20 protein-coding genes and 7 tRNA genes are annotated in these 21990 nt (G+C 55.6%); 25 read left to right on the top strand and 2 right to left on the bottom strand.

The features are described 5' to 3' along the window. The first annotated feature begins 17 nt into the window (after positions 1–17). The 9 genes from nagD (at position 18) to ACMGGE_RS10725 (ending at position 3608) form a co-directional block, all read left to right on the top strand. A complete protein-coding gene (gene nagD, locus ACMGGE_RS10685) occupies positions 18–770 on the top strand; it encodes a ribonucleotide monophosphatase NagD (RefSeq protein WP_008501057.1) in 753 nt (250 codons plus the stop codon). 249 nt (positions 771–1019) lie between these two features. Then, a complete protein-coding gene (asnB, locus tag ACMGGE_RS10690; protein WP_021242994.1) occupies positions 1020–2684 on the top strand; it encodes an asparagine synthase B in 1665 nt (554 codons plus the stop codon). Positions 2685–2910: 226 nt separating this feature from the next. Further along, positions 2911–2987: transfer RNA gene (locus ACMGGE_RS10695), tRNA-Met, on the top strand. Positions 2988–2995: 8 nt separating this feature from the next. Then, positions 2996–3080, top strand: a tRNA-Leu gene (locus ACMGGE_RS10700). Between the two features lie 23 nt (positions 3081–3103). After that, positions 3104–3178 (top strand) — tRNA-Gln (locus tag ACMGGE_RS10705). A 32-nt stretch (positions 3179–3210) separates the two neighbouring features. Continuing rightward, positions 3211–3285, top strand: a tRNA-Gln gene (locus ACMGGE_RS10710). A gap of 17 nt (positions 3286–3302) precedes the next feature. Next, a tRNA-Met gene (locus ACMGGE_RS10715) sits at positions 3303–3379 on the top strand. 42 nt (positions 3380–3421) lie between these two features. Next, positions 3422–3496: transfer RNA gene (locus ACMGGE_RS10720), tRNA-Gln, on the top strand. Between the two features lie 37 nt (positions 3497–3533). After that, positions 3534–3608, top strand: a tRNA-Gln gene (locus ACMGGE_RS10725). Positions 3609–3721: 113 nt separating this feature from the next. Here ACMGGE_RS10725 and ubiF read toward each other — a convergent pair. Continuing rightward, positions 3722–4897, bottom strand: coding sequence for a 3-demethoxyubiquinol 3-hydroxylase (gene ubiF, locus ACMGGE_RS10730; protein ID WP_048026959.1), 1176 nt, complete (start codon positions 4895–4897; stop codon positions 3722–3724). 135 nt (positions 4898–5032) lie between these two features. Here ubiF and miaB point away from each other — a divergent pair, with 135 nt between their 5' ends. The 10 genes from miaB (at position 5033) to rihA (ending at position 15315) form a co-directional block, all read left to right on the top strand. Beyond that, on the top strand, positions 5033–6457 hold the full coding sequence (miaB, locus tag ACMGGE_RS10735; protein WP_045909585.1) for a tRNA (N6-isopentenyl adenosine(37)-C2)-methylthiotransferase MiaB: 1425 nt from the start codon (positions 5033–5035) through the stop codon (positions 6455–6457). Between the two features lie 163 nt (positions 6458–6620). Next, positions 6621–7667: a PhoH family protein gene (locus ACMGGE_RS10740; protein WP_008501053.1), complete on the top strand. Its 1047-nt coding sequence runs from the start codon at positions 6621–6623 to the stop codon at positions 7665–7667. Further along, on the top strand, positions 7664–8131 hold the full coding sequence (ybeY, locus tag ACMGGE_RS10745) for an rRNA maturation RNase YbeY (RefSeq protein WP_420293737.1): 468 nt from the start codon (positions 7664–7666) through the stop codon (positions 8129–8131). Before ACMGGE_RS10740 ends, ybeY begins: the two co-directional genes overlap by 4 nt. Before the next feature lie 89 nt (positions 8132–8220). Continuing rightward, complete coding sequence (gene corC / locus ACMGGE_RS10750; RefSeq protein ID WP_021242574.1) at positions 8221–9099, top strand: CNNM family magnesium/cobalt transport protein CorC; 879 nt, start codon at positions 8221–8223, stop codon at positions 9097–9099. Positions 9100–9104: 5 nt separating this feature from the next. Then, positions 9105–10643 (top strand): apolipoprotein N-acyltransferase, encoded by a 1539-nt coding sequence (gene lnt / locus ACMGGE_RS10755; RefSeq protein ID WP_343665607.1) that lies wholly within the window; start codon positions 9105–9107, stop codon positions 10641–10643. Between the two features lie 409 nt (positions 10644–11052). Further along, positions 11053–11958, top strand: a complete 906-nt coding sequence (locus ACMGGE_RS10760) for an amino acid ABC transporter substrate-binding protein (RefSeq protein WP_008501049.1) — start codon at positions 11053–11055, stop codon at positions 11956–11958. Between the two features lie 155 nt (positions 11959–12113). Further along, positions 12114–12854, top strand: a complete 741-nt coding sequence (gene gltJ, locus ACMGGE_RS10765) for a glutamate/aspartate ABC transporter permease GltJ (protein WP_008501048.1) — start codon at positions 12114–12116, stop codon at positions 12852–12854. After that, positions 12854–13531, top strand: coding sequence for a glutamate/aspartate ABC transporter permease GltK (gene gltK / locus ACMGGE_RS10770; protein WP_008501047.1), 678 nt, complete (start codon positions 12854–12856; stop codon positions 13529–13531). The genes gltJ and gltK overlap by 1 nt, the downstream gene beginning before the upstream one ends. After that, positions 13528–14253, top strand: coding sequence for an amino acid ABC transporter ATP-binding protein (locus tag ACMGGE_RS10775; RefSeq protein WP_343665604.1), 726 nt, complete (start codon positions 13528–13530; stop codon positions 14251–14253). The genes gltK and ACMGGE_RS10775 overlap by 4 nt, the downstream gene beginning before the upstream one ends. Before the next feature lie 120 nt (positions 14254–14373). Next, complete coding sequence (gene rihA, locus ACMGGE_RS10780) at positions 14374–15315, top strand: pyrimidine-specific ribonucleoside hydrolase RihA (protein WP_126534597.1); 942 nt, start codon at positions 14374–14376, stop codon at positions 15313–15315. Positions 15316–15369: 54 nt separating this feature from the next. On the opposite strand, the gene ACMGGE_RS10785 is transcribed toward rihA, so the two are convergent. Further along, positions 15370–15852 carry a zinc ribbon-containing protein gene (locus ACMGGE_RS10785; protein ID WP_023617134.1) on the bottom strand — a complete coding sequence of 161 codons (483 nt, stop codon included), beginning with the start codon at positions 15850–15852 and terminating at the stop codon, positions 15370–15372. Positions 15853–16066: 214 nt separating this feature from the next. On the opposite strand from ACMGGE_RS10785, the gene leuS reads away from it, so the two are divergent. The 6 genes from leuS (at position 16067) to rlmH (ending at position 21980) form a co-directional block, all read left to right on the top strand. Next, complete coding sequence (gene leuS / locus ACMGGE_RS10790) at positions 16067–18649, top strand: leucine--tRNA ligase (RefSeq protein WP_045909589.1); 2583 nt, start codon at positions 16067–16069, stop codon at positions 18647–18649. Positions 18650–18663: 14 nt separating this feature from the next. Beyond that, positions 18664–19233 carry an LPS assembly lipoprotein LptE gene (lptE, locus tag ACMGGE_RS10795; protein ID WP_008501042.1) on the top strand — a complete coding sequence of 190 codons (570 nt, stop codon included), beginning with the start codon at positions 18664–18666 and terminating at the stop codon, positions 19231–19233. Continuing rightward, a complete protein-coding gene (holA, locus tag ACMGGE_RS10800; protein ID WP_262802262.1) occupies positions 19233–20264 on the top strand; it encodes a DNA polymerase III subunit delta in 1032 nt (343 codons plus the stop codon). The genes lptE and holA overlap by 1 nt, the downstream gene beginning before the upstream one ends. Beyond that, positions 20257–20922 carry a nicotinate-nucleotide adenylyltransferase gene (gene nadD / locus ACMGGE_RS10805; protein ID WP_025912714.1) on the top strand — a complete coding sequence of 222 codons (666 nt, stop codon included), beginning with the start codon at positions 20257–20259 and terminating at the stop codon, positions 20920–20922. Before holA ends, nadD begins: the two co-directional genes overlap by 8 nt. 269 nt (positions 20923–21191) lie before the next feature. Next, the gene (rsfS, locus tag ACMGGE_RS10810; protein WP_023334893.1) at positions 21192–21509 is read left to right on the top strand and encodes a ribosome silencing factor; all 318 of its coding nucleotides are present in this window, start codon (positions 21192–21194) and stop codon (positions 21507–21509) included. A gap of 3 nt (positions 21510–21512) precedes the next feature. Then, a complete protein-coding gene (gene rlmH, locus ACMGGE_RS10815) occupies positions 21513–21980 on the top strand; it encodes a 23S rRNA (pseudouridine(1915)-N(3))-methyltransferase RlmH (protein ID WP_003858701.1) in 468 nt (155 codons plus the stop codon). The last annotated feature ends 10 nt before the right edge of the window (positions 21981–21990 follow it).

Genomic DNA, 21990 nt, shown 5'->3' on the forward strand with positions numbered 1-21990 from the left:
TTAATGTCGGACTGTCCATGACCATTAAGAATGTAATTTGTGATATCGACGGCGTGCTGATGCACGACAATGTTGCCGTGCCGGGTGCTGCGGAGTTTCTTCACCGCATCATCGACAAAGGAATGCCTCTGGTTCTTCTCACGAACTACCCTTCTCAGACCGGTCAGGATCTGGCAAACCGCTTTGCCACGGCAGGGGTCGACGTCCCGGACAGCGTGTTTTATACCTCGGCGATGGCCACGGCGGATTTTCTGAAACGTCAGGAAGGAAAAAAAGCCTATGTGGTCGGTGAAGGCGCGCTGATCCATGAACTATACAAAGCGGGCTTTACCATCACCGACGTCAACCCGGACTTTGTGATTGTGGGTGAAACGCGCTCCTACAACTGGGAGATGATGCATAAGGCATCCTTCTTTGTGGCTAACGGCGCGCGCTTTATTGCGACCAACCCGGATACCCACGGTCGTGGTTTTTATCCGGCCTGCGGTGCGCTGTGTGCCGGTATCGAGAAGATCTCCGGGCGCAAGCCGTTCTACGTCGGCAAGCCCAGCCCGTGGATCATCCGTGCCGCACTCAACAAGATGCAGGCCCACTCAGAAGAGACCGTGATTGTCGGCGACAACCTGCGCACCGATATTCTTGCCGGTTTCCAGGCAGGCCTGGAGACGATTCTGGTCCTGTCAGGCGTCTCTCAGCTTGATGACATTGACTCAATGCCGTTCCGCCCAAGCTGGATTTACCCCTCCGTCGATGAGATTGACATCATCTGATACCAAACCACGCCTCAGGGCGTGGTTTTTTATTTTCTCGCCTGCAAAACACGTCCACATCTAAAGAAAAAGCGCTTTCATTGCATAATCATCAATAAAAGCGCTCCTGGCATACGCATTTTTCACCGATCCGCAACCACCATTGCACTATTTCCGTTTTCACCCGTAAAACGCTTGCGCACCCTGCCCCTTTGCGGCATTTTCATAAGCAAGCAACATTACAAAGCAACAGGGTTAACGGAGAAGGTTATGTGTTCAATTTTTGGCGTACTGGATATTAAAACTGACGCGGGCGAACTGCGTAAAAAGGCACTCGAACTGTCCCGCCTGATGCGCCATCGCGGACCGGACTGGTCAGGCGTTTACGCCAGTGACAAAGCGATTCTGGCTCACGAACGTCTGTCTATTGTTGACGTCAACGCCGGTGCACAGCCGCTGTATAACGAGAAAAAAACGCACGCGCTGGCTGTCAACGGTGAGATCTACAACCATCAGGCGCTGCGCGCCGAGTACGGCGACCGCTACGCGTTCCAGACCGGGTCCGACTGTGAAGTGATCCTGGCGCTGTATCAGGAGAAAGGTCCCGAGTTTCTGGACGACCTGCAGGGTATGTTTGCCTTTGCCCTGTACGACAGCGAAAAAGACGCTTACCTGATTGGCCGTGACCACATCGGTATTATCCCGCTGTACATGGGCCACGATGAACACGGCAACTTCTACGTTGCCTCTGAAATGAAAGCCCTGGTGCCGGTCTGCCGCACCATCAAAGAGTTCCCGGCGGGCAGCTACCTGTGGAGCAAAGACGGCGAGATCCGTCCGTACTACCAGCGTGACTGGTTCGACTACGATGCGGTAAAAGACAACGTCACGGACAAAGCTGAGCTGCGTCAGGCGCTGGAAGATTCCGTGAAAAGCCACCTGATGTCAGACGTACCTTACGGCGTGCTGCTCTCTGGCGGTCTGGACTCCTCCGTGATCTCCGCAATCACCAAGAAATTTGCGGCTCGTCGCGTGGAAGATCAGGAGCGCTCAGAAGCCTGGTGGCCACAGCTGCACTCCTTTGCCGTGGGCCTGGAAGGCGCGCCGGATCTGAAAGCCGCGCAGGAAGTCGCAAACCACCTCGGCACCGTGCACCATGAAATTCACTTCACCGTGCAGGAAGGCCTGGATGCGATCCGCGATGTGATCTATCACATCGAAACCTATGACGTGACCACCATCCGCGCTTCAACGCCGATGTACCTGATGTCGCGTAAGATCAAGGCGATGGGCATCAAGATGGTGCTCTCCGGTGAAGGTTCTGACGAAGTGTTTGGTGGCTACCTGTACTTCCATAAAGCGCCAAACGCCAAAGAGCTGCACGAAGAGACCGTACGTAAACTCCAGGCGCTGCATATGTTTGACTGTGCACGTGCCAACAAAGCGATGTCCGCCTGGGGCGTGGAAGCACGCGTGCCGTTCCTGGATAAGAAATTCCTCGACGTGGCGATGCGCATCAACCCGCAGGACAAGATGTGCGGCAACGGCAAAATGGAAAAACATATCCTGCGTGAATGTTTTGAATCCTACCTGCCAGCGAGCGTGGCATGGCGTCAGAAAGAGCAGTTCTCCGATGGCGTAGGCTACAGCTGGATCGACACCCTGAAAGAGGTGGCGGCGAAACAGGTTTCTGACCAACAACTGGAAACCGCAAGCTTCCGCTTCCCGTACAACACGCCGGGATCGAAAGAAGCGTATCTCTACCGTGAAATCTTTGAAGAATTGTTCCCGGTACCGAGCGCTGCGGAGTGCGTACCGGGTGGCCCGTCCGTCGCCTGCTCGTCTGCCAAAGCGATCGAATGGGATGAATCGTTCAAATCCATGAACGATCCGTCAGGACGTGCGGTAGGCGTTCACCAGTCAGCCTACAAATAATCGCGTATTTCATCATCAGGCCCTGCGGGGTCTGATTTTTTTTGCCCCGCTTTTGCACAGCTAAAACCGATTAATAACCAATAATTGCCGAATATTCGGTCACGCTGTTCGCAACCTAACCAAACAGTCACATTCCGGCTATTTTCGTTGAAAAAGGTGTTGACGCTGCAAGGGTCTATACGCATAATGCGCCCCGCAACGCCGATAAGGTAACGCGAAAAAAGATGGCTACGTAGCTCAGTTGGTTAGAGCACATCACTCATAATGATGGGGTCACAGGTTCGAATCCCGTCGTAGCCACCATCTTTTTTGCGGGAGTGGCGAAATTGGTAGACGCACCAGATTTAGGTTCTGGCGCCGCAAGGTGTGCGAGTTCAAGTCTCGCCTCCCGCACCATTCCCGGGTAAGCGTTGCACGGATGGGGTATCGCCAAGCGGTAAGGCACCGGTTTTTGATACCGGCATTCCCTGGTTCGAATCCAGGTACCCCAGCCATATTTCTTCGATTTTGCGGTTCTCCGCGGTATTGGGGTATCGCCAAGCGGTAAGGCACCGGTTTTTGATACCGGCATTCCCTGGTTCGAATCCAGGTACCCCAGCCATCGAAGATTGCAGTACTGGCTACGTAGCTCAGTTGGTTAGAGCACATCACTCATAATGATGGGGTCACAGGTTCGAATCCCGTCGTAGCCACCAAATTTAGATTATCGATGTTGTTCGGTAATGAAAAAAAATTGTTGGGGTATCGCCAAGCGGTAAGGCACCGGATTCTGATTCCGGCATTCCGAGGTTCGAATCCTCGTACCCCAGCCAATTTAAAAAAGTCGTTAAGCAGCTTGTTTAACGCAATTGGGGTGTCGCCAAGCGGTAAGGCTCTGGTTTCTGATACCAGCATTCCGGGGTTCGAATCCCTGCACCCCAGCCATTTAGTAACAAAAAAGCCCGCTCTGCGGGCTTTTTTGTTTTTGTACAAAATTGTGCGGCCTGATTCCCCCTCACCCTCTCCCCAAAGGGGCGAGGGAAAAGTCGGAGCAAAGATTAAAGTCCGAGGGCGTACTTCAGGGCCTGACGCTTCAGGCCACCGGCGCGTTCCGCTGCCATCAGACCTATGTTACGCAGAATACGCACCGGGGCTACGTCATTGCTAAACCCGGCATAGAACAGATCCATTCCCGACTGCATGAGGAAGTTATCCGCCATACGCCGCGTCTGATAACGCTTCAGCACCTGATGGCTGGCCCAGTTTTCCGCGTGTCCGCGGGCGCTGCCCAGCACATCCAGTAATGCATCGACATCGCGATACCCCAGGTTCACACCCTGCCCGGCCAGCGGATGAATGGTGTGTGCCGCATCCCCCACCAGCGCTAAGCCTTCGCGGGCATACTGCAACGCATGACGGCGCGTGAGCGGGAACGCCCCGGCGGCGACCGGCGTGACGTGTCCCAGACGGCTCGGGAAGTGCAGCAGAATTTCGCGCTGCAGCTGTTCCATGTTCATTCCCTGCAGCTGGCGAATGCGCGCCGGTTTGTCGTACCACACCAGCGACGCCCAGTTATCGAAGAGCGGTAAAAAGGCGTGCGGGCCGTTCGGCGTAAAGTGCTGCCAGGTGCTTTCACCCGGCGCATTCTCGCACCTGGCGGTAATCAGCATACAGGACTGTTCATACTGCCAGGCATGAACCCCGATCCCCGCCATCTGTCTGACCTGCGAGTTAGCGCCATCCGCCCCGATGACCAGCTTCACGGACAGCTCATCGCCGCTGTCGAGCGTCAGTAGATAGCCGCTCTCGTGAGGATGCAGCGCCTTAAGCGACGCAGGAACGCGCAGCGTCACCTTCGGGTGCGCCTCCAGCGCCTGCCAGAGCGCCAGCTGGAGCACGTTGTTTTCCACCATATAGCCCAGGCGCGGCAGCTTCAGCTCAGCGGCATCAAACGCGACGTGGGCATTTTCCCATTCCCAGGTTTCAAGACGGCTGTAAGGATGAGCGCGCATCGCCAGCACCGTCTCCCAGACGCCCAGCCCGCGCAGCAGATCGACGGACGACGCGCTGATAGCGGAAATGCGCACGTCCGGTTTGCTGGTGGGATCGTAGGCTGGCGGAGCCGCCTGTTCGATTACCGTTACCTCAAATCCCTGCTGCGCCAGCCCCAGCGCCAGCGCGCCGCCGACCATACCGCCGCCGACAACGGCAACTTCGGTGTGTTGGAGTGTCATGGTCAATTTTCCTTATTGGAGAATCCCTTAAGTTTACCGGATTTTTGCGGTCCTGAGACACACAACCTTCATACTGGTCACAACCCCACCAAAGCATTACAATACGCGGCTTGCAATCCTGAGCTGAGCAAGTCGATGACTAAAAAACTCCATATAAAAACCTGGGGCTGTCAGATGAACGAATACGATTCATCCAAGATGGCCGATCTGCTGGATACCACCCACGGATACCAGCTGACTGAAAATGCGAAAGAAGCCGATGTGCTGCTGCTGAACACCTGTTCAATTCGTGAAAAAGCGCAGGAAAAAGTCTTTCATGTGTTAGGCCGCTGGAAACTTCTTAAACGAAAAAATCCGGACCTGATCATCGGCGTGGGCGGCTGCGTCGCGTCGCAGGAAGGCAAGCTGATCCGCCAGAGAGCCCCGTATGTGGACATCGTCTTTGGCCCTCAGACCCTGCACCGTCTGCCTGAGATGATCAATCAGGTTCGCGGTAACCGTAGCCCGGTCGTTGACGTCAGCTTCCCGGAAATCGAAAAATTTGACCGTCTGCCTGAGCCACGTGCCGATGGCCCGACCGCCTTCGTCTCCATCATGGAAGGCTGCAACAAATACTGCACGTACTGCGTGGTGCCGTACACCCGTGGTGAAGAGGTCAGCCGCCCGGCAGATGACATTCTGTTTGAAATCGCGCAGCTTGCCGCGCAGGGTGTGCGCGAAGTGAACCTGCTGGGCCAGAACGTTAACGCCTGGCGCGGTGAGAACTACGACGGCACGACCGGCAGCTTTGCCGAGCTGCTGCGTCTGGTGGCCGCGATTGACGGCATCGACCGCATTCGCTTTACCACCAGCCATCCGATGGAATTTACCGACGACATTATTGACGTCTATCGCGATACGCCAGAGCTGGTGAGCTTCCTGCACCTGCCGATCCAGTGCGGCTCGGACCGCGTGCTGAACCTGATGGGCCGCCCGCATACGGTGCTGGAGTATAAATCCACCATCCGCAAGCTGCGTGAAGCGCGTCCGGATATCCAGATTAGCTCTGACTTTATCGTCGGCTTCCCTGGCGAAACCGCTGATGACTTCGAGCGCACCATGAAGCTCATCGGCGAAGTCAATTTTGACGTCAGCTACAGCTTCATCTTCTCCGCGCGTCCAGGAACACCCGCGGCCGATATGGTTGACGATGTGCCGGAAGAAGAGAAAAAGCAGCGTCTGTATATTCTGCAGGAGCGTATCAACCAGCAGGCCAACGCCTGGAGCCGCCGCATGCTCGGCACCGTTCAGCGCATTCTGGTGGAAGGCACCTCCCGCAAGAGCATTATGGAACTCTCTGGTCGTACCGAAAATAACCGCGTGGTGAACTTTGAAGGCACCCCGGATATGATCGGTAAGTTTGTGGACGTCGAGATTGTCGAAGTGCTGACCAACTCGCTGCGCGCGAAGGTCGTCCGCACCGAAGACGAAATGGGCCTGCGTATCGCAGAGTCACCGCAATCCGTGATCTCGCGTACCCGCAAAGAAAACGATTCTGGCGTTGGGATTTACCAGCCCTAATCCTTCAGGCCTGCCTCTTTTGGCAGGCCTTGTATTTCCTCTCATCGCCCCCAATATCTTCCGCAACGCTTGCGCCTTTATTCTGTGGCGTGAATAATTTCGGTAATGACCGTTTTATTACGCCTGTCGCAACGGATCAGTTAACCAATCAAAGAGGAACAGTTTGAACATAGATACGCGTGAAATTAGCCTTGAGCCAGCAGACAACGCTCGCCTGCTGAGCCTGTGCGGGCCGTTTGATGACAACATCAAACAACTGGAGCGACGTCTGGGTATCGAAATCAATCGTCGCGATAATCATTTCAAACTCACCGGACGCCCTATCTGCGTCAACGCCGCTGCGGACATTCTGCGTAGCCTGTATGTCGACACCTCCCCCATGCGCGGCGAAATTCAGGATATCGAACCGGAGCAGATTCACCTCGCCATTAAAGAGGCGCGCGTGCTTGAGCAGAGCGCGGAGAGCGTGCCGGACTATGGCAAGGCGATCAACATTAAGACCAAGCGTGGCGTCATCAAGCCGCGTACGCCAAACCAGGCGCAGTACATCGCCAATATTCTCGACCACGACATCACCTTCGGCGTGGGGCCGGCGGGTACGGGTAAAACCTATCTTGCCGTTGCCGCAGCGGTCGATGCGCTGGAGCGTCAGGAGATCCGACGTATCCTGCTGACCCGCCCTGCCGTTGAGGCCGGTGAAAAACTGGGCTTCCTGCCAGGCGATCTGAGCCAGAAGGTCGATCCGTATCTGCGTCCTTTATACGATGCGCTGTTCGAAATGCTGGGCTTTGAGAAGGTCGAGAAGCTCATTGAGCGTAACGTTATCGAAGTGGCCCCGCTCGCCTACATGCGCGGCCGCACGCTGAACGATGCGTTCATCATTCTCGATGAGAGCCAGAACACCACCATCGAACAGATGAAGATGTTCCTGACGCGTATTGGCTTTAACTCGAAAGCGGTGATTACCGGCGACGTCACCCAGATTGACCTGCCGCGCAGCACCAAATCGGGCCTGCGCCACGCCATCGAGGTGCTGGCCGAGGTCGACGAAATCAGCTTTAACTTCTTCCACAGTGAAGACGTGGTACGCCACCCGGTGGTCGCGCGTATCGTTAACGCTTATGAAGCCTGGGAAGAGGCGGATCAGAAGCGTAAGGCCGAACTGGCCGCAGAACGTAAGCGCGAAGCGCAGGAGCAAGAACAGAAATGAGTCAGGTGATCCTCGATTTACAGCTGGCCTGTGAAGACAATTCCGGCATGCCAGATGAGGCACAGTTTCAGAAATGGCTGGATGTCGTTATCCCGCAGTTTCAGGAAGAATCAGAAGTCACGATTCGCCTGGTGGATGAGGCAGAAAGCCATGAGCTTAACCTGACCTATCGCGGGAAAGATAAGCCGACCAACGTGCTCTCTTTCCCGTTCGAAGCCCCACCGGGCATCGAGATGCCGCTGTTGGGCGATCTGATCATCTGCCGTCAGGTGGTTGAACAGGAAGCCAAAGAGCAGCAGAAACCCCTTGAAGCCCACTGGGCGCACATGGTGGTACACGGCAGCCTGCATCTGCTCGGCTACGATCATATCGAAGACGACGAAGCGGAAGAGATGGAGTCCCTCGAGACAGAGATAATGCTTGCTCTGGGCTATGAGGATCCGTACATTGCCGAGAAAGAATAGTCCGTCACCTGACTGACTCACCTGCCGCCACGAAAGGACATCGCGTGGCGGTAAACGTTGAACTAACAAGAGAACCCTTAACAAACGCCATGAGCGACGACAATTCACACAGTAGCGACACGACAACCAGTAAAAAGGGATTTTTCTCCCTCATTCTGAACCAGCTTTTCCACGGCGAACCCAAAAACCGTGATGAACTGCTGGAGCTGATTCGTGATTCCGGGCAGAACGACCTTATCGACGAAGATACGCGCGAAATGCTCGAAGGGGTTATGGACATCGCCGACCAGCGCGTTCGCGATATCATGATCCCCCGCTCGCAGATGATCACCCTGAAACGTAACCAGACCCTGGACGAGTGCCTCGATGTGATCATCGAATCCGCTCACTCGCGTTTCCCGGTCATCAGCGAAGATAAAGATCACATCGAAGGGATTTTGATGGCGAAAGATCTGCTGCCGTTTATGCGCAGCGATGCCGAAGCCTTCAGCATGGAAAAAGTGTTACGCCAGGCCGTGGTTGTGCCGGAAAGTAAACGTGTGGATCGGATGCTGAAAGAGTTTCGCTCTCAGCGTTACCACATGGCGATTGTTATTGATGAATTTGGTGGCGTCTCCGGTCTGGTCACGATCGAGGATATCCTTGAGCTGATCGTGGGCGAAATCGAAGACGAGTACGACGAAGAAGAGGATATCGACTTCCGTCAGCTTAGCCGCCACACCTGGACCGTGCGCGCGCTGGCCTCCATCGAGGACTTCAACGACGCCTTCGGGACCCACTTCAGCGATGAAGAGGTCGATACCATTGGCGGGCTGGTGATGCAGGCCTTTGGCCATCTCCCGGCGCGCGGTGAGACCGTTGACATCGACGGTTACCAGTTCAAAGTAGCCATGGCCGACAGCCGACGTATTATACAGGTTCATGTCAGAACGCCGGACGACTCACCGGTGCCAAAACTGGAAGATTAATGTAAATGGCATTTGCCCCATTGCTTGAACGCCAGCGCGTCCGTTTGCTGCTGGCGCTGTTACTCGGAGCCAGCGGTACGCTGGCTTTTTCTCCTTACGATATCTGGCCTGCGGCCATACTCTCCCTGATGGGGCTTCAGGGTCTGACCCTGAACCGTCGTCCGGTACAGGCTGCCGCTATCGGCTACTTCTGGGGACTGGGGCTGTTTGGCTCAGGTATTAACTGGGTCTACGTCAGCATCGCCCAGTTTGGCGGTATGCCGGGCCCGGTTAACGTCTTCCTGGTGGTACTGCTCGCCGCCTATCTCTCGCTCTATACCGGCCTGTTCGCCGGCATCCTTTCTCGCCTGTGGCCCAAAACCAGCTGGCTGCGCGTCGCCATTGCCGCACCGGTGGTCTGGCAAATCACGGAATTCCTGCGCGGCTGGGTGCTGACCGGCTTCCCGTGGCTGCAGTTCGGCTACAGTCAGATTGACGGCCCGCTCAAAGGCCTGGCGCCGGTCATGGGCGTTGAGGCCATTAACTTCCTGCTCATGGTGGTCAGCGGCCTGTTGATCCTGGCGCTGGTCTCACGTGGCTGGAAGCCGCTGGCTGTGGCGCTGGTGCTGTTCGCTCTTCCCTTCCCGCTGCGCTATATCCAGTGGTTCACACCTGAGCCCGCGCGCGCTATGCAGGTTTCCATGGTTCAGGGGAACATCCCGCAGTCCATGAAGTGGGACGAGAAAGAGCTGCTGAATACGCTGAAGATCTACGCCAACGCCACCGAAGAGGTGATGGGTAAATCGCAGCTGATTATCTGGCCGGAGTCTGCCATTCCCGATCTGGAGATCAACCAGCAGCCGTTCCTCAACATGATGAACGACCTGCTGCTCTCGCGTGGCAGCACGCTGATCACCGGGATTGTCGATGCGCGTCTGAATCAGCAGAACCGCTACGACACTTACAACACCATCATTACGCTCGGCAAAGACAGCGAATACAGCTACCACTCCACTGACCGGTACAACAAGAACCACCTGGTGCCGTTTGGTGAATTTGTGCCGCTGGAGTCGATTCTGCGCCCGCTGGCCCCGTTCTTCGATCTGCCGATGTCCTCCTTCAGCCGCGGCCCGTACGTTCAACCTCAGCTGCACGCGCACGGCGTTGCCCTGACGGCGGCCATCTGCTACGAAATCATCCTCGGCGAGCAGGTGCGCGATAACTTCCGCCCGGATACGGACTATCTGCTGACCATCTCTAACGATGCCTGGTTTGGTAAGTCAATCGGCCCGTGGCAGCACTTCCAGATGGCACGCATGCGCTCCCTGGAGCTGGCGCGTCCGTTACTGCGCAGCACCAACAACGGTATCACCGCCGTGATTGGTCCGCAGGGTGAAATCCAGGCCATGATCCCACAGTTCACCCGTGAGGTACTGACCACTCACGTCACCCCGACCACGGGGCTGACGCCATACGCCCGTACCGGCAACTGGCCGCTGTGGATCCTGACCGCGCTGTTCGGCTTTGGCGCGGTGCTGATGAGCCTGCGCCAGCGTCGTAAATAACCTTCCCTTCTGTTGCCGGGTGGCGGCTACGCCTTACCCGGCCTACCTTCAACATTTCCGTTCCCGTAGGTCAGGTAAGGCGCAGCCGCTACCCGACAATTCCCTCCAGACTTCAATTCTGGCACGCCTATTGCTTTGTTTATTCAGGTAAACGCAGTTTGGCTTAACGTGCAACTTTGTCGCACCAGCGTAGATCATCGGTAGCACCGAAACGGTGCAACGGGAGATATTTGCCTCTGAATGGTGCGGCGCGCTTCGCAAAAATAAACAATAACGCAGCAAAATCTTTACATTAAGCCAGACTAAATGTTAACAAGCTTGCATAACACTGCACTCGCATTGCGCGAGATATAACAACATCACAATGGGTATCAATGCGTCTCTGGCGCTGATAAGAAAGGAGTTGGGTATGCAATTACGTAAACTGGCCACAGCAATGCTGGTTATGGGAATGTCTGCAGGCGTGGTTCACGCTGAAGATGCGCCAGCAGCAGGCAGCACTCTCGACAAGATTGCCAAAAACGGCGTCATCGTGGTCGGCCACCGTGAATCTTCTGTCCCGTTCTCTTACTACGACAACACGCAAAAAGTCGTGGGCTATTCACAGGATTACTCCAACGCTATCGTTGAAGCCGTGAAGAAAAAGCTGAACAAACCTGACCTGCAGGTGAAGCTGATCCCAATCACTTCACAGAACCGTATTCCACTGCTGCAAAACGGCACCTTTGATTTCGAGTGTGGCTCCACCACCAACAACCTCGAGCGTCAGAAGCAGGCTGCCTTCTCTGACACCATCTTTGTTGTAGGCACCCGTCTGCTGACGAAGAAAGGCGGTGAGATTAAAGACTTCGCTGACCTGAAAGGCAAAGCGGTCGTTGTCACCTCCGGTACCACGTCTGAAGTGCTGCTGCACAAGCTGAACGACGAGAAGAAAATGGATATGCGCATCATCAGCGCGAAAGACCATGGCGACTCCTTCCGTACCCTGGAAAGCGGTCGTGCCGTCGCGTTTATGATGGATGATGCCCTGCTGGCGGGCGAGCGTGCGAAAGCGAAGAAACCAGACAACTGGGATATCGTCGGCACCGCGCAGTCGAAAGAAGCCTACGGCTGTATGCTGCGTAAAGACGATCCGCAGTTCAAAAAGCTGATCGATGACACCATCGCTCAGGTGCAGACCTCCGGCGAAGCGGAAAAATGGTTCGACAAATGGTTCAAGAACCCAATTCCACCTAAAAACCTGAACATGAATTTTGAACTGTCTGACGACATGAAAGCGCTGTTCAAATCTCCAAATGACAAGGCTCTTAACTAATTAGAACAACAGGGGCGGGATCTCCTGCCCTCTCGATTGTCGGGAAGCACGGACAGACTATACGTTGAGTGGTCGTTCCCCACTCAGCGCGAAAAATGAGCTTCTCACCAATCTTCGAGGGTAGCGCTGCTACCCTTTTTTTTCTGGAGTTTATTATGTCAATCGACTGGAACTGGGGCATATTTCTGCAACAAGCCCCGTTCGGCAACACCACCTATCTTGGCTGGCTGTGGAGCGGCTTTCAGGTCACCGTGGCATTATCGATAACGGCGTGGATCATCGCGTTTCTTGTCGGTTCTCTGTTCGGTATTCTGCGCACCGTCCCTAACCGTTTTCTTTCAACGCTTGGCACCCTCTATGTGGAACTGTTCCGTAACGTTCCGCTGATCGTGCAATTCTTTACCTGGTATCTGGTTATCCCGGAACTGCTGCCGGAAAATATTGGCATGTGGTTCAAGTCGGAACTGGATCCGAATGTGCAGTTCTTTGTCTCCTCCATGATGTGTCTGGGGCTGTTTACCGCTGCGCGCGTTTGCGAGCAGGTGCGTGCCGCCATTCAGTCATTACCCCGTGGACAAAAAAATGCCGGTCTGGCGATGGGGCTGACCCTGCCGCAGACCTACCGCTACGTGCTGCTGCCTAACGCCTACCGCGTCATCGTTCCACCGATGACCTCCGAGATGATGAACCTGGTGAAAAACTCGGCCATCGCCTCAACCATCGGCCTGGTCGATATGGCTGCACAGGCGGGCAAGCTGCTGGATTACTCCGCTCACGCGTGGGAATCCTTCACCGCGATCACGCTCGCCTACGTTCTGATTAACGCTTTCATCATGCTGGTGATGAACCTGGTTGAACGCAAAATTCGCCTGCCGGGCAACATGGGGGGCAAATAATGTACGAATTTGACTGGAGTTCTATCGTTCCATCCATGCCTTATCTGCTTGATGGACTGATGATTACCTTAAAAATCACCGTCATTGCCATTATTGTCGGTATCGTCTGGGGCACCCTGCTGGCCGTCATGCGCCTGTCGAGCTTTAAGCCGCTCGCCTGGTTCGCGACCGCCTACGTTAACGTGTTCCGCTCCATCCCGCTGGTAATGGTGCTGCTGTGGTTTTACCTGATCGTGCCCGGCTTCCTGCAAAACGTACTGGGGCTGTCGCCGAAAACCGATATCCGTCTGATCTCGGCGATGGTGGCGTTCTCGATGTTTGAGGCCGCTTACTACTCGGAGATTATCCGTGCGGGCATTCAGAGTATCTCCCGCGGGCAATCCAGCGCCGCGCTGGCGCTGGGGATGACGCACTGGCAGTCCATGCAGCTCATTATTCTGCCGCAGGCGTTTCGCGCCATGGTTCCGCTCCTGCTGACCCAGGGTATCGTGCTGTTCCAGGATACCTCTCTGGTCTACGTGCTGAGCCTGGCAGACTTCTTCCGTACCGCGTCAACCATCGGTGAGCGTGATGGTACGCAGGTTGAGATGGTGCTCTTTGCGGGTGCGGTCTATTTTGTGATTAGTTTAAGCGCGTCGCTGTTGGTCAGCTGGCTGAAGAAAAGGACGGTACAATGATTTCCCTGAAAAATGTTTCTAAATGGTATGGGCACTTTCAGGTGCTGACCGACTGCTCCACCGAAGTGAAAAAAGGCGACGTGGTAGTGGTGTGCGGACCGTCCGGTTCCGGTAAATCGACGCTGATCAAAACCGTCAATGGTCTGGAGCCGGTCCAGCAGGGCGAGATCGTCGTCAACGGTACCAAAGTCAACGACAAGAAAACCAATCTTGCCCAGCTTCGCTCTCACGTTGGCATGGTGTTCCAGCATTTTGAGCTGTTCCCTCACCTCTCCATTATTGAGAACCTGACGCTGGCCCAGGTGAAAGTGCTCAAGCGTGATAAAAAAGTGTCGCGTGAGAAAGGCCTGAAGCTCCTGGAACGCGTTGGCCTCTCTGCGCATGCCGATAAGTTCCCGGCGCAGCTTTCCGGCGGCCAACAGCAGCGTGTGGCGATCGCCCGCGCGCTGTGCATGGATCCGGTTGCCATGCTGTTTGATGAGCCAACATCGGCGCTCGATCCGGAGATGATCAACGAAGTGCTGGACGTGATGGTCGAACTGGCGCACGAAGGGATGACCATGATGGTGGTGACCCACGAAATGGGCTTCGCCCGTAAGGTGGCCAACCGCGTAATCTTTATGGACGAAGGGAAAATTGTCGAAGATTCCCCGAAAGAGGAGTTCTTCGCCAACCCGAAATCCGAACGTGCGAAAGATTTCCTCGCCAAAATCCTGCACTAATCTTCTCGGTGCGCAATCTGCGGATTGCGCACTGCTTCACGCTTTAGCTCTCTTTATCTATTCGGCGTCACATTGCAGCGTTAACCTTGTCACAAAATAACGCTATGAATGGAGAACGCTATGGCACAACCCATCATTTTCGATTGCGATCCGGGTCATGATGACGCGATCGCGCTCGTTCTTGCACTTGCCTCCCCTGAACTCGACGTCAAAGCCGTCACCTCTTCCGCTGGAAACCAGACGCCGGATAAAACCCTGCGTAACGTTTTGCGCATGCTGACGCTGCTCGGGCGCACCGATATTCCCGTCGCCGGTGGCGCCCTCAAGCCCCTGATGCGTGAGTTAATTATCGCGGATAATGTGCATGGTGAAAGCGGTCTGGACGGTCCGGCGCTGCCTGAGCCAGGCTTCACGCCGCAAAACTGCACCGCCGTGGAGCTGATGGCGAAGGTGCTGCGCGAGAGCGCGGAACCCGTGACGCTGGTGGCTACCGGGCCGCAAACCAACGTCGCGCTGCTGCTGAACAGCCACCCTGAACTGCACAGCAAAATCGCCCGTATCGTCATCATGGGCGGGGCCATGGGTCTGGGAAACTGGACGCCGTCCGCAGAGTTCAACATTTTTGTCGACCCGGAAGCGGCGGAGATCGTCTTCCAGTCCGGTTTGCCCGTCGTGATGGCGGGGCTGGACGTGACCCATCGCGCGCAGATTATGGCTGACGACATTGAGCGCTTCCGTTCCGTGGGTAATCCGGTCGCGACAACCGTGGCTGAGCTGCTCGACTTCTTTATGGAGTATCACAAAGCCGAGAAATGGGGATTCCACGGCGCGCCGCTGCACGATCCATGCACCATTGCCTGGCTATTAAAGCCGGAGATGTTTACCACCGTCCACAGGTGGGTTGGCGTCGAAACTCAGGGGAAATACACCCAGGGGATGACGGTGGTGGACTACTACTCGCTGACGGGAAATAAGCCGAATACCACGGTGATGGTGGATATTGACCGTGAGGCGTTTGTGGATTTGCTGGCGGAGAGGCTGGCTTACTATAGTGCAGCCTGATGCCCTCACCCCTACCCTCTCCCACGGGGAGAGGGCGCAAACCTGCGCTTTTACCTAGGGCTCAAACGGACGACGCTGGAACTGATCGTGGCCGCATTTCGGACACAGCGACAGAACCTCCGGCGTATACACCGCAATATGGTGGTGGCAATTCTCGCACACCAGATTTCCCAGCCCGACCACCTCACCGCTGTGGTACACACCGTGGTGGTTCAAATCCTGAAAGACTTCACGCCACTCCAGCTGCGTTTTATCCGTGATATCGGCCAGCTCCTGCCACAGGCTCTCTTTGATCACCCGCATGAAAACGCTGTCCGTGACCTCCTCCTGGCTCTCCTGGTAGCTGCGCGCGAACTCTTCCAGATCGCGACGCACGGCACGCGTCACCTCTTCCACTTCGGTTCGCGTTAACTCACCCGTTTGCGACACGCGGGCACGCGCCTGCTCCACCAGCGCATCGATATCGCGCTCGCCGTTACGCAGCCGTTCCGTCAGTGTCGCCACCAGTTCGCGGTAAAATTGAGCAACCTTGTTCATCATTTTGCCTCCCGGGTAAGTAACTATTTCTAATAATAGACCTTATTTCATCGCCGCTTTGTCAGGTGAAGCACAGACCCGGTAAATTCCTGCAAAGCGCATTTGTGCGAAAGGCTGTTTTGACGCGGGCGTTTGGGCTATGCTATGCGGATCTGAATTACCACATCCATTGGCTACATTTGTAGCTGTATTGAAAACAGGACCACTGGCTGCCATGCAAGAGCAATACCGCCCGGAAGAGATAGAATCAAAAGTCCAGCAACACTGGGACGAGAAGCGCACCTTTGAAGTAACCGAAGACGAGAGCAAAGAGAAGTATTACTGCCTGTCGATGCTTCCCTATCCTTCTGGTCGACTACACATGGGCCACGTGCGTAACTACACCATCGGTGATGTGATTGCGCGTTACCAGCGCATGCTGGGTAAAAACGTTCTGCAACCCATCGGTTGGGATGCGTTCGGTCTGCCTGCGGAAGGCGCGGCGGTAAAAAATAATACGGCGCCGGCACCGTGGACGTACGACAACATCGCGTACATGAAAAACCAGCTCAAAATGCTGGGCTTTGGCTATGACTGGAGCCGCGAGCTGGCAACCTGTACCCCGGAATACTACCGCTGGGAACAGAAGTTCTTCACCGAGCTGTACAAAAAAGGCCTGGTGTACAAGAAGACCTCTGCCGTTAACTGGTGCCCGAATGACCAGACCGTTCTCGCGAACGAACAGGTTATCGATGGCTGCTGCTGGCGCTGTGACACCAAAGTAGAGCGTAAAGAGATCCCGCAGTGGTTTATCAAAATCACCGCTTATGCTGATGAGCTGCTGAACGATCTGGATAATCTGGACCACTGGCCAGATACCGTTAAGACCATGCAGCGCAACTGGATCGGCCGTTCCGAAGGCGTGGAAATCACCTTCAACGTTGAGAACTACGACCAGACTCTGACCGTCTACACCACCCGTCCGGACACCTTCATGGGCGCGACCTACCTGGCCGTGGCCGCAGGTCACCCGCTGGCGCAGAAAGCGGCAGAAAACAATCCGGAACTGGCTACCTTCATCGACGAATGCCGCAACACCAAAGTGGCCGAAGCCGATATGGCAACGATGGAGAAAAAAGGCGTTGATACCGGCTTTAAAGCCATTCACCCGCTGACGGGCGAAGCGATCCCTGTCTGGGCCGCCAACTTTGTACTGATGGAATACGGCACGGGCGCCGTGATGGCCGTTCCGGGTCACGACCAGCGCGACTACGAATTTGCCACCAAATATGGCCTGACCATCAAGCCAGTTATCCTGGCGGCTGACGGTTCTGAACCAGACCTGTCCGAACACGCGCTGACCGAAAAAGGGACCTTGTTCAACTCCGGCGAGTTCAGCGGTCTGAGCTTCGAAGAGGGCTTCAACGCCATCGCCGACAAGCTGGCCTCCCTTGGCGTGGGCGAGCGTAAAGTTAACTTCCGTCTGCGCGACTGGGGTGTTTCCCGTCAGCGTTACTGGGGTGCGCCAATTCCAATGGTGACGCTGGAAGATGGCACCGTGATGCCAACGCCAGAAGATCAGCTGCCGGTGATCCTGCCGGAAGACGTCGTCATGGACGGCATCACCAGCCCGATCAAAGCCGATCCTGAGTGGGCTAAAACCACCGTCAACGGCCAGCCTGCGCTGCGCGAAACCGACACCTTTGACACCTTTATGGAGTCATCCTGGTACTATGCTCGCTACACCTGCCCGCAGTATCAGGATGGCATGCTGGATTCCAACGCGGCGAACTACTGGCTGCCGGTAGATATCTACATCGGTGGTATCGAACACGCCATCATGCACCTGCTCTACTTCCGCTTCTTCCACAAGCTGATGCGCGATGCGGGCATGGTGAACTCTGACGAACCTGCAAAACAGCTGCTGTGCCAGGGCATGGTGCTGGCGGATGCCTTCTATTACGTCGGTGCAAACGGCGAGCGTAACTGGGTGTCTCCGGTTGATGCGATCGTTGAACGCGACGAGAAGGGCCGTATTGTGAAGGCCAAAGACGCCGAAGGTCATGAGCTGGTCTACACCGGCATGAGCAAGATGTCTAAGTCGAAAAACAACGGTATCGACCCGCAGGTGATGGTTGAGCGTTACGGTGCGGATACCGTGCGTCTGTTCATGATGTTTGCATCTCCGGCGGACATGACGCTGGAGTGGCAGGAGTCTGGCGTAGAAGGCGCAAACCGCTTCCTGAAACGCGTCTGGAAACTGGTTTACGAGCACACCTCACTGGGCGATGCCCCGGCGCTGAACGCCGCCGCACTGACTGAAGATCAGCAGGCGCTGCGTCGTGATGTTCATAAAACGATTGCGAAAGTGACCGATGATATTGGTCGTCGTCAGACCTTCAATACCGCAATTGCGGCTATTATGGAACTGATGAACAAGCTGGCGAAAGCCCCGCAGGACGGCGAGCAGGATCGTGCCTTAATGCGTGAAGCACTGCTGGCCGTCGTTCGCATGCTGAACCCGTTCACGCCGCACGTTAGCTTTACCCTGTGGCAGGAGCTGAAAGGCGAAGGCGATATCGACAACGCGCCGTGGCCGCAGGCTGACGAAGCAGCGATGGTGGAAAACACCACGCTGGTCGTAGTCCAGGTGAACGGCAAAGTCCGCGGTAAAATTACCGTGGCGGTCGATGCAACCGAAGAACAGGTTCGCGAGCGCGCGGGCCAGGAACCACTGGTCGCTAAATATCTTGAGGGCGTTACCGTACGTAAAGTGATCTACGTACCGGGTAAACTGCTGAATCTGGTCGTTGGCTAAGCGCGGGAGGAAACGTGCGACAACTGGCAACAATACTCTTATCACTGGCGGTGCTTGTCACCGCTGGCTGTGGCTGGCACCTGCGCAATACCACGGCGGTGCCTGCTCAGATGAAAACCATGATCTTTGATTCCGGGGATCCGAATGGTCCACTCAGCCGGGCAATTCGCAATCAGCTGCGCCTTAACGGCGTTGAGCTTGTTGAGAAACAGACGCTGCGTCAGGATGTACCGTCTCTGCGTGTGACAGGAAGTGGTCTGTCGAGAGATACCGCGTCTATCTTCCAGGATGGCCGTACCGCAGAGTATCAAATGGTGTTGACGGTCAACGCGGCAGTTCTGATCCCGGGTAAAGACATCTATCCGATCAGCACGAAAGTGTACCGTTCGTTCTTCGATAACCCGCAGACGGCGCTGGCAAAAGATGCCGAACAGCAGATTATCATCAACGAAATGTACGACAAGGCGGCGGAACAGCTGATCCGTAAACTGCCTAGTATTGCAGCGTCAACCAAACAAGGATCTGACATTGTTGATAAACCGGTTGATGGCACGCTTCCTGCTGCTAACTCTCTGGGTAAATGATGATCAGGCTGTATCCTGAACAACTCCGCGCGCAGCTCAATGAAGGGCTGCGCGCGGCGTATCTGCTTCTTGGAAACGATCCGTTATTGCTTCAGGAAAGCCTGGATGCCGTGCGGCATGCCGCCGCCGCGCAGGGCTTTGATGAACATCACACCGTCCAGTTGGATAACAACACCGACTGGAACGCCCTCTTCTCGCTCTGTCAGGCGATGAGCCTGTTCGCATCGCGCCAGACAATTCAGATTCTGCTGCCGGATAACGGCCCTAACGCGGCGATAAACGAGCAACTCGCAACGCTGGTCAGCCTCTTACACAGCGATCTGCTCCTTATTGTGCGTGGCAACAAGCTGACCAAAGCGCAGGAAAACGCGGCCTGGTTTACCCAAATCGCGACCCACGCGGTGCTGGTCACCTGTCAGACGCCTGAGCAGGCACATCTGCCTAAATGGGTCGCTGCGAGAGCGAAACAGCACAACCTTCAGCTGGATGACGCGGCGAATCAGCTGCTCTGTTACTGCTATGAAGGTAACCTGCTGGCCCTGGCGCAGGCGCTTGACAGACTCTCCCTGCTCTGGCCAGACGGCAAGCTAACCTTGCCGCGCGTCGAGCAGGCCGTTAACGACGCGGCGCACTTCACGCCGTTCCACTGGGTGGACGCGCTGCTGTCGGCAAAAAGTAAACGCGCCCTGCATATTCTGCAGCAGCTGCGCCTCGAAGGCAGCGAACCGGTTATTCTGCTGCGAACCCTGCAGCGCGAATTACTGCTGCTGATTACGCTCAAGCGTCAGTCTGCCCATACGCCTTTGCGTTCGCTGTTTGATAAACACCGGGTGTGGCAAAATCGCCGGGCTTTGACCACCGAGGCCATCAACCGCCTGAGTCATGAACAGCTTCGCCAGGCGGTACAGCTTCTGATGCGCGCCGAGCTTACGCTAAAGCAAGATTACGGCCAGTCGGTCTGGGCGGAGCTGGAAAGCCTTTCTCTGCTGCTCTGCCACAAGGCGCTGGCAGACGTTTTTATTGATGGATAGTATGCATTCTTTACAGGCCCTGTATGGCGGCACCTTCGACCCGGTACACTACGGGCATCTGAAGCCGGTTGAAATTCTGGCGAATCTGATCGGCCTTCAGCGCGTTACCATCATGCCCAATAATGTCCCGCCCCACCGTCCACAGCCCGAGGCGACCAGCGAGCAGCGAAAAGAGATGCTTGCCCTGGCCATCGCAGATAAGCCGCTCTTCCGGCTTGACGAGCGTGAACTGCGTCGCGACACACCCTCATGGACCTCGCAGACGCTTCAGGAGTGGCGCGCAGAACAGGGGCCAGACCAGCCGCTGGCTTTTATCATCGGTCAGGATTCCCTGCTGAACTTCCCCACATGGCATAAATATGAAACCATTCTGGAGAACAGCCATCTGCTCGTCTGCCGCCGTCCTGGCTATCCGCTGACCATGCGCGAAGCGCAGTACCAGCAGTGGCTGGAAGATCATCTCACCGCCAATGTTGAAGATCTCCACAATCAGCCTGCCGGGAAGATTTATCTGGCGGAAACGCCGTGGTTCGATATCTCTGCGACCCTCATTCGCGAGCGTTTACAGCAGGGTTTAGCATGTGACGATCTGCTCCCCGCACCGGTGCTGGCCTATATCCATACGCACGGTTTGTATCAGAAAAGCGCAGATGAATAGCGGGAAGGCATAAAAAGCGGCTTATTGTTTATCCTGCCTTGACAGGGTAAGCCATACTGTTATTCTCCGCTGCCAGACTTTCCCGCCAGTCATTGCTTTACAGAAATTGTTTTACAAAAATGGCGATGCAATCTCAGGCGGAGGGTGGGATGATACCCGCCTTCAAAAGCCCGGCCGGAGACATTTGTCCCGACACAGGCATGAGTTCAGGTATACTGCCTGGCTACGAATTCAAAGTTTTACAATCTCATTCACCCCAGGGGGAAAACTTGCAGGGTAAAGCACTCCAGGATTTTGTTATTGACAAAATTGATGACCTGAAAGGTCAGGACATCATCGCGATTGACGTGAAGGGTAAATCCAGTATTACCGACTGCATGATTATCTGCACCGGTACGTCCACGCGTCATGTTGTTTCGATTGCCGATCACGTGGTTCAGGAATCGCGTGCAGCAGGGCTGTTACCGCTGGGTGTTGAAGGTGAAGCGACGGCTGACTGGGTGGTTGTCGATCTCGGCGATGTGATTGTCCACGTCATGCAGGACGAGAGCCGTCGCCTGTATGAACTGGAAAAACTCTGGGGTTAATGCGTGAAGTTGCAGCTGGTCGCCGTCGGCACCAAAATGCCGGACTGGGTACAAACCGGTTTTACTGAATATCTGCGCCGTTTTCCAAAAGACATGCCGTTCGAACTGGTGGAAATTCCCGCCGGTAAGCGCGGCAAGAACGCCGATATCAAACGTATTCTCGATAAAGAGGGCGAACTGATGCTGGCTGCCGCAGGCAAGAACCGCATCGTCACCCTCGATATTCCAGGAAAACCCTGGGATACGCCGCAGCTGGCGCACGAACTGGAGCGCTGGAAGCAGGATGGTCGTGACGTCAGTCTGTTGATTGGCGGGCCTGAAGGGTTATCCCCTGCCTGCAAAGCGGCAGCAGAACAAAGTTGGTCCCTCTCCGCGCTGACGCTTCCCCACCCGCTCGTTCGGGTACTGGTGGCAGAAAGCCTGTATCGCGCGTGGAGCATTACTACCAACCACCCCTATCACCGCGAGTAATGACTGACCA

The organism is Enterobacter sp. BNK-22 (assembly GCF_048684805.1).
Lineage (GTDB): Bacteria > Pseudomonadota > Gammaproteobacteria > Enterobacterales > Enterobacteriaceae > Enterobacter > Enterobacter quasiroggenkampii.